The organism is Candidatus Kinetoplastibacterium galatii TCC219 (assembly GCF_000340905.1).
Classification (GTDB): domain Bacteria; phylum Pseudomonadota; class Gammaproteobacteria; order Burkholderiales; family Burkholderiaceae_B; genus Kinetoplastidibacterium; species Kinetoplastidibacterium galati.
The window spans coordinates 463,054-477,942 of the sequence record NC_020284.1; the positions used below are offsets into that span (position 1 = coordinate 463,054).

A 14,889-nucleotide genomic window follows, 5' to 3' on the forward strand; every position below is an offset into this window, starting at 1 on the left:
TTATTTTTTAGATATACTTAGTTTTTCCCTTAAAAGCTTGCTTGGTCTAAAACACGGTACTAATCTATCAGAAACGAGAACCATATCTCCAGATCTTGGATTACGAGCAGTTCTAGAGCATCTTCTTGATATGAAGAAACTTCCGAATCCACGTATCTCAATACGTTTTCCTGAAGCAAAACAATCTTCAAATACCTCAAGCATTACTTTCACTGCTCGTTCCAAATCATTAACAGATATATGGTCTAATCTGCTATATAAAGCATTTACCAAATCTTTTTTTTTAAATAATCAAGCGTCATTACGTTGTTGATCTAATTTTTCTTTTAGCAATGCCCCAAGGTTAGTAGTACCTGAAGATGCGCTAGCATCTGACATTCTCTGAATCACATCAGCAGTATCAATAGTATCCCTAGCTTTAACTGACAATTGTATAGAACGAGTCTTCCTATCCACATTAACAATAATAGCCTCTATAGTATCACCGACCTTTAACATTGAAGTTGCATCTTCAACACGCCCAGAAGAAATTTCAGAAGAACGTAGATAACCATCAACATCTAAAGAAAGATTTATAACGGCTCCTTTAGACTCTACTGATTTTACTGTACCATGTACAGTTGATCCTTTATCATGAGATGATACGAAATTTTGGAAAGGATCGCCCTCAAGTTGTTTAACTCCTAGGGATATGCGTTCTTTGGCTGTATCTATACCAAGAACAACTGCTTCTATCTCATCTCCTTTCTTAAGATTCCTGACTGTTTCTTCGCCATTATCTACCCATGATAGATCTGATAGATGTACTAAACCGTCAATTCCACCAGGTAGACCAACAAAAACACCAAAATCTGTTATGGATTTAATAGCCCCTTTGACTTTATCGCCTTTTTTGAAGTTTACTGCAAACTCTTCCCAAGGGTTAGGACGACATTGCTTCATCCCAAGAGATATACGGCGTCTATCTTCATCTATCTCCAACACCATAACTTCCACTTCTTCACCTAGGGTCACTACTTTACGCGGATCAACGTTTTTGTTAGTCCAATCCATTTCTGAAACATGAACTAATCCTTCTATTCCGGACTCAACCTCTACAAATGCACCGTAATCAGTTAGATTAGTAATTTTTCCAAACAAATGAGTTCCTTGAGGATAACGACGAGCTAGATCTACCCACGGATCCTCACCTAATTGTTTGACTCCAAGAGAGACACGATTTTTCTCTTGATCAAATTTTAATACCTTGGCTTCTATTTCTTGACAAACTTGCAAAACTTCAGAAGGGTGTCTTACACGGCGCCAAGCCATATCAGTAATGTGTAATAGACCATCTATTCCTCCCAGGTCTATGAAAGCACCGTAGTCAGTAATATTTTTAACAACACCCTTAACTACTGCTCCTTCATATAAATTTTCTAAGAGTTTTTGACGCTCTTCTCCCATACTGGCTTCTAGAACTTGACGGCGAGATAAAACTACATTATTCCTCTTTCTATCAAGTTTTATAACCTTAAACTCCATAGTTTTACCTTCATATGGAGTAGTATCCTTAACAGGACGTAAATCAACTAAAGAACCAGGCAAGAAAGCACGAATCCCGTTAGTCATAACAGTTAGGCCTCCCTTGACCTTACCTGTAATAGATCCAGTGATCAACTCTCCACTCTCTAAAGCTTGTTCTAATTTTAACCAAGCAGATAAACGTTTTGCACGATCACGTGATAAGACGGTATCACCATAACCATTCTCTAAAGAGTCAATGGCTACAGAAACAAAATCTCCCTGACTTACTTCCAGCTCTCCCTTATCATCTAGAAATTCTTCTATAGGGATAAGAGCCTCTGATTTGAGACCTGCATTTACAATAATAAAATTATGATCAATACGCACAACTTCAGCACTGATAACTTCACCTGATTTCATGTCTTGTTTTTTAAGACTTTCTGCAAATAAATCAGCGAAACTTTCTCTGCCAAATGTGGTTGAGGAAAATGATGACATGGGTTGTTAATCCATATGGCCATATGGCCAAAGTAAAAACCGATTAAAACGGTGGTTTAAAATACCTAATAATAAAAAATCTAAATTGTTAATTATAACTAGGGCCAAATTTATATTTATATAAATCTAATATAATACTTAATGTTTGTTCAATATCCAAGACGGAATTATCCAAAATATGCGCATCCGAAGCTGGTATGAGGGGTGAATACAAGCGATCAGCATCACGCTCATCTCTCTCGCGTATATTATCCATTATACTAGTGATATTAACAACATTACCTTTGTTAATCAACTGGTTATATCTTCTTTGTGCTCTTATAGATATATCTGCTGTTAAAAAAATTTTTAAAGCGGCATATGGAAAGACAATTGTTCCCATATCACGACCATCTGCCACTAGACCAGGGTAGGATAAAAGACTTCTTTGCTTGTCTAGCAAGATTTTTCTAACATTATAATCACTAGCTATAACAGAAGATACTCTACTAATCTCTTCAGTACGAATCTTTTCACTAATATCGAAACCGCCAAGATATACATTTCCATCATTAATAGATATTTCTAGATTGCTTGCTAGTGTTTCAATACTATCAAAATCACTAACTGATATATCGCTGTTTATAATTGCAAAAGCCAAAGCTCTATATATAGAACCGCTATCAAGTAATAACCATCCTAATTTATTACTTATTATTCTTGCAATAGTTCCTTTTCCAGAAGCAGTTGGACCATCTATAGTAATTATGGGTGGTAATTCAACAATCAACTTAACTCACCAAAATGTTTATTTTATATAACGAACAGATAGAATTTATCATTGCGCATATATAATTTCATTATAAATATTAAAGTAATTAGGAAATGTCTTGTTAACACAAGAAGGATTCATAATTTTGACATTCGTATTACCAAAGGTCGCTAATGAAAAACACATAGCCATACGATGATCATCCCATGTATCAATACTAATTTCTTCAGGCCATTTAGATATTTCTATAGGATCTATAGAAATCCAGTCTTCACCAGAATCTACTTTAACACCAAATTTACTTAGTTCTGTATGCATAGCATGAATACGATCGGTCTCTTTTACCCTCCAGCTACCTATGTTTCTCAAGAAACATTTGCCATCAGCGTACAGAGCTAAAACTGCCGCGGTCATAGCAGCATCTGGTATCATATTAAAGTCTATATCAAATGACTTTAACTTTTTACCAGAAGAAACAAGAATGCCTGATGATTCAATATAACTATCATGAAATCTAATATTAGCTCCCATCTCTGTTAACACTTGAGAAAAAGCTACATCCCCCTGTATACTATTATTCCCAATTCCATTAACACGAACAGGACCTCCACCTATAGCTCCAAGGGCAAGAAAATATGATGCAGACGAAGCATCTCCTTCTACAATAACTTTGCCAGGACTTTTATAACTAGATAATTGGTCTATAACAAACCTATTAGACGAATCACTTTTTACATCAACCCCAAATCTACGCATAAGATTTAAGGTTATATCTATATAGGGCTTGGAAATCAATTTACCTGCTATATCTATGGTTAATGAACTATTGATTTTCTTAACTATAACAGGAGAAGCTAATAATAAAGCAGTTAGAAATTGACTAGAAACAGAACCATTAATAAATACATGTTTTGAACCATTATGGGTAAATGGCTTTATCATTAAAGGAGGGTATCCTTCATTTCCAATATAATCTATATTGCAACCTAAAGATCTAAGTGAATCCACTAAATCGGCGATAGGTCGTTCATGCATTCTAGGTATACCAGAAATAATATAATTTCCACTCATAAATGCTAATACAGCAACCATGGGGCGAAAAGCAGTACCCGCATTACCTAAAAACAAATTATCACACTTATCATTGAAATAATTTCTGCCAATAATTTCTATACAGTCTTCAGTTCTATAAGATATTTTAATACCTAAATCTATTAAAGCATCTATCATTACCTTTGTATCATCAGAATCTAATAAACCTTTAATCTCTGTAACATAACTATCTGATAGTGCAGATATTAATAATACACGATTTGAAATGCTTTTTGAGCCAGGTAAGATCACATTACCTCTAGCCCCATAAGATCTATTCAAATATAAATAAGGTTGCAAAGTCTCACTCATGAAAATTATCCTTAGTCCAACTACGACGAGCTTCTGCTGCTCTTTCTAATATAACTCTTAAAGAATTTCTATCATTACAATCAATGGCTTTCTCAGCATGGTTTATAACTTCACGAATCCCAGATAACTCTTCTATAATAAATTGTTTGTTAGAGAAGAAAATATCTAACCACATTTCGACAGAGCCAGCAGAAATGCGTGTAAAATCTCTGAAACCACTACCAGCTAATCTTAAACGCAACTCAGAATCTTCTGAACTAGCTACTTGGTACATATACATTGCAGATAAAAAATGAGGTATATGGCTAACAGATGACAACAAATGATCATGAGTTTTGGCATTCATGAGGATAACATTAGATCCACATAACTCCCAAGCGTGAGAAATTAGATTAATATCTTTATCAGAATTGCTATCTAAAGGAGTAAGAATTACATTCTGATCTTTAAATAAATTATCTATAGCAGCATCTGGACCACTTTTTTCCAAGCCTGCAATAGGATGACCTGGTATGAATTGATTGATCTGTTTATCTAGAATAGAAATAGCTATGTTTATTACTTCTAATTTGGTGCTACCAACATCGGTTATGATAGTATCAGCTCCTAAAAAAGGCTTGATTGATTTCAACAAATCAGATAAAAAACCTACTGGGGTAGATAATAAAATTAAATCGGATTTGACAGTAGCTTTATCTATAGGCATGAAATCATCAATTATTCCTAAATCACAAGCTCTCATTAATGAATCTTTATTACGACCAACCCCTATAATATTCTTGGCAAAACCAGATTTTCTAGCAGCTAGCGCAAAAGAACCGCCTATAAGTCCTACACCAACTATAGTTATGGTGGAAAAACAATTTGCATAACATGGTGATTCTTTATAATTAATAGACTTGCTCATCACTATTTAATAATCTCGCTTAAAGCTTTAATAAAAAAATCATTTTCTGCAGGTAGCCCAATTGTTACACGTAGCCATTCTGATAAATTATAGGAATCTACTGGGCGAACAATCACTCCAAGTTTCAACAAACTGTGATTAATAGATTTGGCATCACCTACACGAACAAGAACAAAATTTCCATAACTTGGAATATACTCAAGACCCAAGTTTTCAAATGCATTATATATTTTTTTCTTTTCAAGCTTATTCAACAATCGACTTCTTTCTAGAAACTCTCTATCCTCTAACGAGGCAATAGCAGCAATCTGAGCTAATAAATTAACATTGAATGGCTGTCTAATTCTATTTAGAAAATTAGTAATGTCTTTATCAGCTACAGAAAAACCAACCCGTAGTCCTGCAAGACCATATGCTTTAGAAAAAGTACGACATACAATTAAATTTGGATATTGTTTTGTTAGATTAAAACTATCAAAGCAAAGATCATCATCAAGATATTCGCTATATGCTTCATCTAAAACTACTAAAACACTTTTACCATATCTTACCCAGACATTATTCAAAAAATTTATAATTTCTTCTTTTTTAACAAAAGTTCCTGTAGGATTATTAGGGTTAGCAATGAAAATTAATCTTGTATCAGATTCTATAGAATTAAACATAGATTCTAGATTGTTACCGTAATTAACTGACTGAACAACAATATGCCTAGCTCCCCTAGCTTGCGTAGCTAATTTATAAACAGCAAAAGAATATTCTGAATAAACAGCAGATGATTCTCTATCTAAAAATGTCATGGCTATCATTTCTAATATATCATTAGATCCGTTACCTAGGGCAATACATTCAACTGGAACATTATATTTGTCTGATAAAACAATCTTCAAATTAAAGCCATTTGCATCGGGATAACGAAAAATACTATTTGAGTATTTTTCGATAGCTTTTGTAACCCTTTCTGATACTCCTAAAGGATTCTCATTTGAAGCCAACTTTATAATATTTTTCTCTTCTATATTAAATTCGCGAGCCAACTCTTCTATAGGTTTACCTGCCTGATATGGAGACATTTCCTTAACATAACTAGGCACATATAATAATTTATTACTATCCATGTTCGAACTCACTGTGCAGGATAAGATCCCAATAATTTGAAAAATGCAACGCTAGACTTTAGTTTCTCCAAGGCCTTTAAAACATTAGGCTCATCTTTATGTCCTAATATATCGATATAAAAATAATACTCCCATTGGCCTGTGCGCGCAGGTCTTGATTCAAAACGAGTCATAGAAACAGAATTGGAAGCAAATGGCTCTATCATTTCATAAACAGCACATGCTCTATTAGGAACAGAAAGTATAAGACTAGTCTTGTCTCTAGAACTTGGTAGTGATTCAATATTACCTAGAGATACAAAACGAGTGCGATTATTAGAGTCATCTTGTATCTTAGAGTGAACTATAGATAGCCCCCATGCTCTAGATGCAACTTCTCCAGCTATGGCAGCAACTTTATAATCTTTTGATGCTATGCTAGCAGCTTCAGAATTACTAGAAGCTGCTATTCTAACTAATCCAGGGTAGTTCTTGTTCAACCACATTTGACATTGAGCCAATGCTTGAGGATGGGCCATAATTTTCTCAACACCATCCATGTTACCGTTTTTAGTTAACAAACAATGATTTATTATAAGAGAACGTTCCCCCATAATCTTTAAGTTCGTGTTAAGCAATAAATCCAAACTTCGATTCACAGCCCCTTCTATAGAATTTTCTATAGGAATCATGCCGGCATCAGCATTACCTATTTCAATTGCATGTACAACATCATCAAATGATGAACAAGGCAAACAATCTATAGTATGACCAAAATGCTCAAAAGCAGCTTGCTCCGAGAATGAGCCTTTAGGACCAAGATAAGACACAGTCATTGGTTTTTCAAGATTACGGCATGCTGACATAATCTCAACCCATACTGACTCTATAGATTTATTCTGGAAAGGGCCTTTATTAATTTTTTTTAGTTTGTCTATTACCTGAGATTCTCTTTCTGGTCGCAAAACAGGGCTGTCAATATGCATACAGTGTTTAATTTTGCCAACTTCCACTACCACTTTAGATCTTCTGTTAAGCAAATCTAATATTTGCTCATCTATATAGTCTATCTTATCTCTTAATGGCGCCAATCTAGACAACAATACATTATCCATAATAACACTCAAAATCTCTCATATAATTAATTAAATCCATTACACCATCAATGGGCATAGCGTTATAAATAGATGCACGTAAACCACCTACACTCCTATGCCCTCTTATATTCATTAATCCACGATTCTCCGCTTTTTCTATGAAAATATTAGTAAGAAGATCATTTTTTAGGTGAAATGGTATATTAACTCTAGACCGTACACTTGGGTGTATTTTATTAATATAAAAAGATGTTGAGTCCATAAAATCATATAACATTCGTGACTTTTCCAAATTATTAGACTCCATTTTTTTTACTCCACCATTTCTTCTTAACCATTTAAACACTAATCCTGAAACATAAATAGCAAAAACAGGTGGTGTATTGTACCGAGAATGTCCATGAAACAAATTCATGTAATCAAATATAGAAGGACATATATTCAGTGCATTGCCAATTAGATCTTTCCTAACAATAAAAATAGTAACACCAGATATGCCTGCATTTTTCTGAGCACATGCGAAGACAACACCTGTATCATCTATATCTAGCACTCTTGTCAGGAAATTTGAAGATGCATCAACAACTAATACTGCATCCTTATTTATAGAATTTGCAATATCCCCCCAGTCTACAAACTCTACTCCATTTATAGTCTCATTGCTGCAAAATTGTAAATAAGAAGAACCTTCTCTTGTTTTTATAGATTTGTTTTCTGGAAACCATGTGTAGGGACCATAATCATTGCAATCAATTTTTGTTGTATATCCATTATCCGCAACTATAGATACATCGCCGTATTTACAAGCCTCAAGATATGATTTATATGACCAATATCCTGAAATGATAAAATCAGCCCTATTAATACCATTCATACCAATCATGTTCATCGGGACAACTGCATTAGCGCCCTGACCACCGCCTTGAATAAATAATATACAATAATCAGAAGAAAGCCCCAATAGCGCACGCAAATCACTTTCTGCTTGATTATATATAATTTCAAAATACTTACTTCGATGATTAATATCGGTTACAGATATTCCAGTAGAGTTCCAGTCTAATACATCAATAGATATTTGATTTAGTACATCATACGGTAGCATTGAAGGACCAGCAGAAAAATTCCAGAAACGCGCCAAATGAAGAGCTCCCTAAGAGAATGGGGTATAAAAACTGTCGCTATTAATAATCAAAATCCAGATGTTTTATTATTCATATATTACATCAGACTCAACAACTCGACGGACACCTGATAAAAGACTACCATCAACGTTCATTAACTTTACACCTTGAGTTACACGTCCCATCTGTCTAATCTCTGATACTCTTGTCCTGACTAATACGCCACCATTGGTTATAAGCATAATCTCATCATCAGGTTTTACCAAAACAGCGCCAACTACTCTACCATTACGAGCGCTAGTTTGTATTGAGATCATTCCTTTTGTTCCCCTATTGTGACGAGTATACTCTTTAATGGATGTTCGCTTACCAAATCCATTTTCTGTGGCAACAAGGACGCTCTTATTTTCATCATTTGCTACTAATAGAGATATTACTCTATGTTTAGAGTCCATACTCATCCCACGCACTCCACGCGAATTACGCCCCATGGATCGAACATCATTTTCGTAAAAACGTACAGCTTTGCCAGAATCAGAAAATAACATTACATCATGTTTTCCATCAGTAAGCTCTGCTCCGATTAAATAATCTCCTTCCCCAAGAACAACTGCTATAATCCCACTCCTTCTAGGATTTGAAAAATCAGACAGTGGCGTCTTTTTAACAATACCTCTGGCTGTTGCCATAAAAATATATAAATCGTCTGTGAATTCTTTAACCGGTAATACTACAGTTATTTTTTCATTACTATCCAATGGAAACATATTTACAACCGGCTTACCTCTTGATCCCCTTGTGCCTTGCGGAGTCTCCCAGACTTTCATCCAATATACTCTTCCAAGATCTGAGAAAAATAAAAGATAATCATGAGTATTAGCTATAAACAAATAATCAATCCAGTCATTATCTTTAATAATGGTAGCCTGTTTTCCATGCCCACCTCTTTTTTGAGATCTATACTCTGACAAAGGCTGGCTTTTTAAGTAACCATTATGTGTTAAGGTAACTACCATGTCCGCTGGTGTTATTAAATCCTCGGTATTTAGCTCAGTAACATCAATCTCTATCTGAGAATTCCTATTGTCATCTTTAAGTGAAGAAAATTCTTCTCTAACTATCTCTAACTCATTATGTATAATTTTAGTAACGCGATCTGGTTTAGCTAATATATCCAATAAGTCAGAAATCGTGTCCATAACCTCCCTGTACTCGTCTAGAATCTTGCCTTGTTCAAGACCAGTTAAGCGTTGCAGTCTCATGTTAAGAATTTCTTGAGCTTGCAATTCACTTAGATAATATAATCCATTATTATTTAATCCTGAGATAGAACTCACGCCATCAGGCCTATAGATGTGTCTTAAAGACACATCTACTCTGACTAATATCTCATTTACTAATGAAGAAGACCAAGAACGGTTCATGAGATTTTGACGTGCTATACTAGGAGTAGCAGCTGACTTAATTATTAAGATAAATTCATCTATATTTTCCAATGCTACAGCAAGACCCTCCAAAATATGTCCCCTTGCTCTCGCTTTGTTAAGCCTGAATACAGTTCTTCTGGTAACAACTTCTCTGCGATGTTGTAAAAAATAAGTAATAATTTGTTTTAGATTCAGTAATTTTGGCTGACCATCAACCAAGGCTACTAAATTCATTCCAATTGAATCCTGTAGTTGAGTATTCTTATATAAATTATTCAAGACAACTTCAGGGGACTCTCCTCGACGCAAATCAATAACGAGGCGCATACCATCCTTGTCAGATTCATCCCTTATGTCAACAATGCCTTCTATTTTTTTTGAATTAACTAACTCAGCTATTCTTTCCTGTAAACTTTTCTTATTAACTTGATAAGGTATTTCATCAACTACTATCCTTGATTTGTTCTCTTTGCTTTCTTCGAAATGAACTTTTGCCCTTATAATAACACGCCCTCTGCCTGTCTTATAACCATTTATTACACCAGACAGCCCATGTATTATTCCTCCTGTTGGAAAATCAGGTGCTGGTATTAAATCGATAATTTCTTCTATAGAGCAATCTGGGTTTTTTAAACAAAACAAACATCCATTAATAACCTCTCTTAAATTATGTGGAGGAATATTAGTGGCCATTCCTACAGCAATGCCAGAACTACCATTTACTAAAAGATTGGGGATTCTGGACGGTAATATTAAGGGTTCTTGCTCACTGTTATCATAATTTGGACCAAAATTGACTGTTTCGTTATCTATATCTGCCAACAATTCATGAGATATTTTAGATAAACGAATCTCTGTGTACCTCATAGCGGCTGCACTATCGCCGTCAACAGATCCAAAGTTTCCTTGCCCATCGACAAGAACATAACGCATGGAAAAATCTTGAGCCATTCTAACAATGGCATCATATACTGATTGATCACCATGTGGATGGTACTTACCTATCACATCGCCTACAATACGGGCAGATTTTTTATAAGGACGATTCCAATCATTACTAAGCTCATGCATAGCAAAAAGGACACGTCTATGAACAGGCTTTAGACCATCACGAACATCTGGTAATGCACGCCCAACGATAACGCTCATAGCGTAATCGAGGTAACTACGACGCATCTCCTCTTCCAGAGAAACTGGAAGCATTTCTACAGCAAAGGAATTCATAGTTAAAAATACACCTAATAAGGCAAATCTATTAATAAATATACAAAATGTTTACAACCTATAATAAAGTAAAAGTTTACATTCTAACGATCGAAATGTAAAATAATTAGGTGAGATACTAAGTTTACTTGTCATTCGTAACAAGCTCATTGCAAATCTGTTTTTAATAAAAACTACCAAAATTGGCTTGCTAACATGTGTCTTTCTAACACAACATAAGCGATATTATTTATGCAATTTTTTATAATTGATATTAAAAACTATAAACAATTCATTTAAATTGCTATACTCAATCAAGAATTTTGTATTTGTTCGTTAATTATTGAATAACAATTGATTTTATTGCTAATACTAGTAAAAAGAGGAAAAACATGAATAGATCATCTAAGTTAGCTATATTTATTGCTCTAGCTACCATTGCTTCCTCAGGCAGTGCTTACGCACAAGAAATAGACAACTGTTGGTATGGTCCGTTTGGAAATAAAATAAAAAATGGAACAAATGAACTATGCTGGAAAAATAATATAACAGATCAACAAAAAAATTCTTTTAAACTGTCTATAGACAAAACTATAATCAAAAGAAGCATATTTTTTGATTTCGATAGTTCAAATATTAAACCAGAAAGTCGTATTGTACTCAACGAAACAATTGATTACTATAAGAATAAGAAAAATCATATAAATAAAATCACTTCAACTGGTAATTCCGATTCTACTGGAAAGGAATCTTATAATCAAAACTTGTCTGAACGTAGAGCTAAAGAGGCAAGAAAATATTTAATAGAAAATGGTGTAGATTCTAAGAAATTAGAAATTTATTCGCTTGGATCAAAGAACCCAATCGCTTCTAACGAAACCTCAGAAGGAAGATGTAAAAATCGCAGAGTAGACATAGAGATTATCTCAGAAAAAAACAAAAACTAGCCTATGACTATACAGTATCTAATTGCATTACATAGATACTGTTTAAGATTTTTATTAAATAGGAATTTAATACATTGAAAGAAGATAATGTCTATCGTTGTGAGATCGAAAAATTTAATAAAATGTCTCAGGAATGGTGGAATAAAAATGGAAGCATGAAGGCTCTTCATGAGATAAATACCTTACGTTTAGAGTGGGTATTAAGTGTATGCTCCTCTATTAAAAATAGAGATATATTAGATGTAGGCTGTGGAGGTGGTATTTTTTCAGAAAGTTTATCAGTATTAGGAGCTAACGTTACTGGAATAGATCTAGCTGAGGATTTAATTAAAATAGCTAATTATCATAGATCAAGAAATTTGCTTGATATTAATTATATAACTATATCTGCAGAGGAATTAGCGAGATCAGAAAAAGAAAAATATGATGTAGTAGTATGCATGGAAATGCTAGAACATGTTCCAGAACCAGTTTCTATAATAGAATCTTGTTCTCTCTTAGTTAAAGATGGTGGCACTGTTCTTTTTTCAACAATAAATAGAAATTTGAAATCATTTTTATTCAGCATTATTGGCGCTGAGTATCTATTAAAATTACTCCCTATTGGTACACATAATTATAAGTTATTCATCAAACCTAGTGAGCTAATAAATTATTCAAGACTATTTAGGCTTGAACTTATAGATTTAATCGGATTATCTTATAATCCGATTAATGGAAAATTTTCCTTATCAAATAATGTAGACATAAATTACTTTATATCTTTTAGAAAAAATATATTAATATAAAGGAAGCAATCACATTTATATTGATCTAATGCAATAATAAGTAATATAATAAGGGAAGATCGGGGCCGATTAGGATTCGACGTTGATTAGAAGATAGATCATAGCATGTCGAGCACCAGTTAGCTCGATAATCCACTGGAAAAAATATAAACGCCAACAATTCGCGTTTCAAGTTAGCAGCCTAGAGCTCTGACCGTTGCACTGGTTTTTTTCTTGGGCCAGATGATACTTGTATCATAGCAACGTCATATACAAGAAATATGTTTGCAATATTTTCACGATATGCAAATTGAATATAAAAGTGAATCGCCTTATTAAAGGCCTGTCAATTGGCTGATTATAAGGTTAAATCCAATAGATTGACTACACATGTAGAAATGTCATTAGAAGATTAACGGACGGGGGTTCAAATCCCCCCGGCTCCACCACTAACCGTATTATTTATATTTTGTAGAATATTTAAAATATCTTCTGATGGTTTTATAAAAAAATTCTGTTCTTTGCCATCCAAGCCGGGAAAAGATAAAAAACAAGCATGTAACATTTGACGATCTGTTCCTAATATACCCTTTCCTCCATACAATGTATCTCCTACCACAGGATGACCTATACTGGACAAATGTACTCTTATTTGATGTGTCCTTCCAGTTTCTAGTTTACAAATTACCTGAGTAACTTTATAAGATCCATTCAGAATCCCTTTCCTAATAGGATTACAATGCGTCACAGCACTTCTAGCTGCTATTGCATTAGTAGTCACACTCATCTTTGTTCTGTTCACTGGATCTCTACCAATATCCATATTAATTGTTCTAAAACTTGGTAAATGTCCATGTACAATTGCTACATATATTCTCATTATATTACGAGCTTGCATATTTCTTATGAAATAAGTTTGTGAAAGTTCATTCCTAGCAATAACCATAAGTCCAGAAGTGTTTTTATCTAACCGGTGTACTATACCTGCCCTAGGAACAGCTGATAATTCTGGATATTTATACAAGATAGCATTTAAAAGTGTTCCATTCCAATTGCCAGAACCAGGATGAGTTACTAATCCATGAGATTTATTTACTATTATCCAATCCTGATTTTCGTCTATAATATCAACTTCAATATCTTCCGGCTTGAATGATATTGATTCGGGCGAAGGTTGTTCATTTACACAAATAATATCATTAGGATTCACTATTTGGCGAATTCTTGCCTCAGTTCCATTAACATAAACATAATTATCTTTTATCCAAGTTTTTAATCTTTCTCGCGAATATTGTGGCATTAAAGATGCTAGAACCTTGTCTAGTCTGTCTTTTTTATAGTGTTCTGGAACTTTAATTTGTTTGTAAAATGACTTATTATCAACTAATGACATATTATTTATATAAAACTACGATGATTAAAAAATGTTTATTTAATAATTTTTTCAAAAAAATTAAATTCTTATTTGTATTGTTAATAATAATACAAATAAACGGTTGTGCATTACATGATCATAAAATTAATATATCTATTGAGGATTATAGTATAGAGCAATTGTATGAATTGTCGAAAAAAGAAATAAATAAGAAAAATTGGGAAGCAGCAAAATATTATATAAAAAAAATAACTGCGGATTTTAATACGAAAACTGTTTATCAAGATGCGTTAATTGATCTTATATATATTAGCTGGAAAGAAGGAAAACTTGACGAATCTTTATCGCAAATTTCAAGCTTTACAAAAATATATCCAAGAAATCCAAGGATCGACTACTTACTTTATATAAGAGGACTTATAAATTCCACATCAGACAAATTTATATTTAATTTTATTGGCAAAAGAAAAATATCATTTACAAAAGACAATAAAAAAATATTATCAGCTATAAAGGACTTCAATGAACTTATAGAAAAATTTCCTGATAGTAAATATTCAGCACATTCAAGAAAATATATAAAAATACTAAATAACTTGTTATCAAAGAACGAGCTAAATATAGCAAAGTATTATTATGATAATAAACTTTTCTTAGCAGCAATAAATCATGCTAAAGAAATAATAGAACAGCCAAATAACTTATATCACGAAGAAGCTTCAAAGATCATTGAAGAATCATATCATATAATAAATAATGATCACATGAGTTCATAAGTTAAATTGT

The 14,889-nt window shown here is 33.4% G+C and carries 13 protein-coding genes and 1 other RNA gene; 4 read left to right on the top strand and 10 right to left on the bottom strand.

What is annotated here, in order from left to right; translation table 11 throughout:
* From ST1E_RS02180 to gyrA, 9 genes are all read right to left on the bottom strand, one after another.
* Positions 1 to 273 (bottom strand): HU family DNA-binding protein, encoded by a 273-nt coding sequence (locus ST1E_RS02180; protein WP_015389610.1) that lies wholly within the window; start codon positions 271 to 273, stop codon positions 1 to 3.
* 18 nt (positions 274 to 291) lie between these two features.
* A complete protein-coding gene (rpsA, locus tag ST1E_RS02185; protein ID WP_015389611.1) occupies positions 292 to 2,004 on the bottom strand; it encodes a 30S ribosomal protein S1 in 1,713 nt (570 codons plus the stop codon).
* Between the two features lie 88 nt (positions 2,005 to 2,092).
* Complete coding sequence (gene cmk / locus ST1E_RS02190) at positions 2,093 to 2,773, bottom strand: (d)CMP kinase (RefSeq protein WP_015389612.1); 681 nt, start codon at positions 2,771 to 2,773, stop codon at positions 2,093 to 2,095.
* A gap of 48 nt (positions 2,774 to 2,821) precedes the next feature.
* Positions 2,822 to 4,159: a 3-phosphoshikimate 1-carboxyvinyltransferase gene (gene aroA / locus ST1E_RS02195; protein WP_015389613.1), complete on the bottom strand. Its 1,338-nt coding sequence runs from the start codon at positions 4,157 to 4,159 to the stop codon at positions 2,822 to 2,824.
* Positions 4,152 to 5,066, bottom strand: a complete 915-nt coding sequence (locus ST1E_RS02200) for a prephenate dehydrogenase (RefSeq protein WP_015389614.1) — start codon at positions 5,064 to 5,066, stop codon at positions 4,152 to 4,154. The genes aroA and ST1E_RS02200 overlap by 8 nt, the downstream gene beginning before the upstream one ends.
* Positions 5,067 to 5,068: 2 nt before the next feature.
* Positions 5,069 to 6,184, bottom strand: a complete 1,116-nt coding sequence (gene hisC, locus ST1E_RS02205) for a histidinol-phosphate transaminase (RefSeq protein ID WP_015389615.1) — start codon at positions 6,182 to 6,184, stop codon at positions 5,069 to 5,071.
* Positions 6,185 to 6,192: 8 nt separating this feature from the next.
* Positions 6,193 to 7,278, bottom strand: a complete 1,086-nt coding sequence (gene pheA / locus ST1E_RS02210) for a prephenate dehydratase (protein ID WP_015389616.1) — start codon at positions 7,276 to 7,278, stop codon at positions 6,193 to 6,195.
* Entirely contained in the window at positions 7,271 to 8,401 is a 1,131-nt protein-coding gene (serC, locus tag ST1E_RS02215; protein ID WP_015389617.1) for a 3-phosphoserine/phosphohydroxythreonine transaminase, read from the bottom strand. The genes pheA and serC overlap by 8 nt, the downstream gene beginning before the upstream one ends.
* Positions 8,402 to 8,470: 69 nt before the next feature.
* Complete coding sequence (gyrA, locus tag ST1E_RS02220; protein WP_015389618.1) at positions 8,471 to 11,035, bottom strand: DNA gyrase subunit A; 2,565 nt, start codon at positions 11,033 to 11,035, stop codon at positions 8,471 to 8,473.
* 371 nt (positions 11,036 to 11,406) lie between these two features.
* Here gyrA and ST1E_RS02225 point away from each other — a divergent pair, with 371 nt between their 5' ends.
* From ST1E_RS02225 to ssrA, 3 genes are all read left to right on the top strand, one after another.
* Complete coding sequence (locus tag ST1E_RS02225; protein ID WP_015389619.1) at positions 11,407 to 11,961, top strand: OmpA family protein; 555 nt, start codon at positions 11,407 to 11,409, stop codon at positions 11,959 to 11,961.
* A 122-nt stretch (positions 11,962 to 12,083) separates the two neighbouring features.
* Positions 12,084 to 12,749 carry a bifunctional 2-polyprenyl-6-hydroxyphenol methylase/3-demethylubiquinol 3-O-methyltransferase UbiG gene (gene ubiG / locus ST1E_RS02230; RefSeq protein WP_051026059.1) on the top strand — a complete coding sequence of 222 codons (666 nt, stop codon included), beginning with the start codon at positions 12,084 to 12,086 and terminating at the stop codon, positions 12,747 to 12,749.
* Between the two features lie 61 nt (positions 12,750 to 12,810).
* Positions 12,811 to 13,177, top strand: a transfer-messenger RNA (tmRNA) gene (gene ssrA / locus ST1E_RS03900).
* Here the strand turns inward: ssrA and ST1E_RS02235 are convergent.
* The gene (locus ST1E_RS02235) at positions 13,156 to 14,121 is read right to left on the bottom strand and encodes an RluA family pseudouridine synthase (RefSeq protein WP_015389621.1); all 966 of its coding nucleotides are present in this window, start codon (positions 14,119 to 14,121) and stop codon (positions 13,156 to 13,158) included. The genes ssrA and ST1E_RS02235 overlap by 22 nt on opposite strands.
* Positions 14,122 to 14,141: 20 nt before the next feature.
* Here ST1E_RS02235 and bamD point away from each other — a divergent pair, with 20 nt between their 5' ends.
* A complete protein-coding gene (gene bamD, locus ST1E_RS02240; RefSeq protein WP_148283598.1) occupies positions 14,142 to 14,879 on the top strand; it encodes an outer membrane protein assembly factor BamD in 738 nt (245 codons plus the stop codon).
* Positions 14,880 to 14,889: the final 10 nt, after the last annotated feature.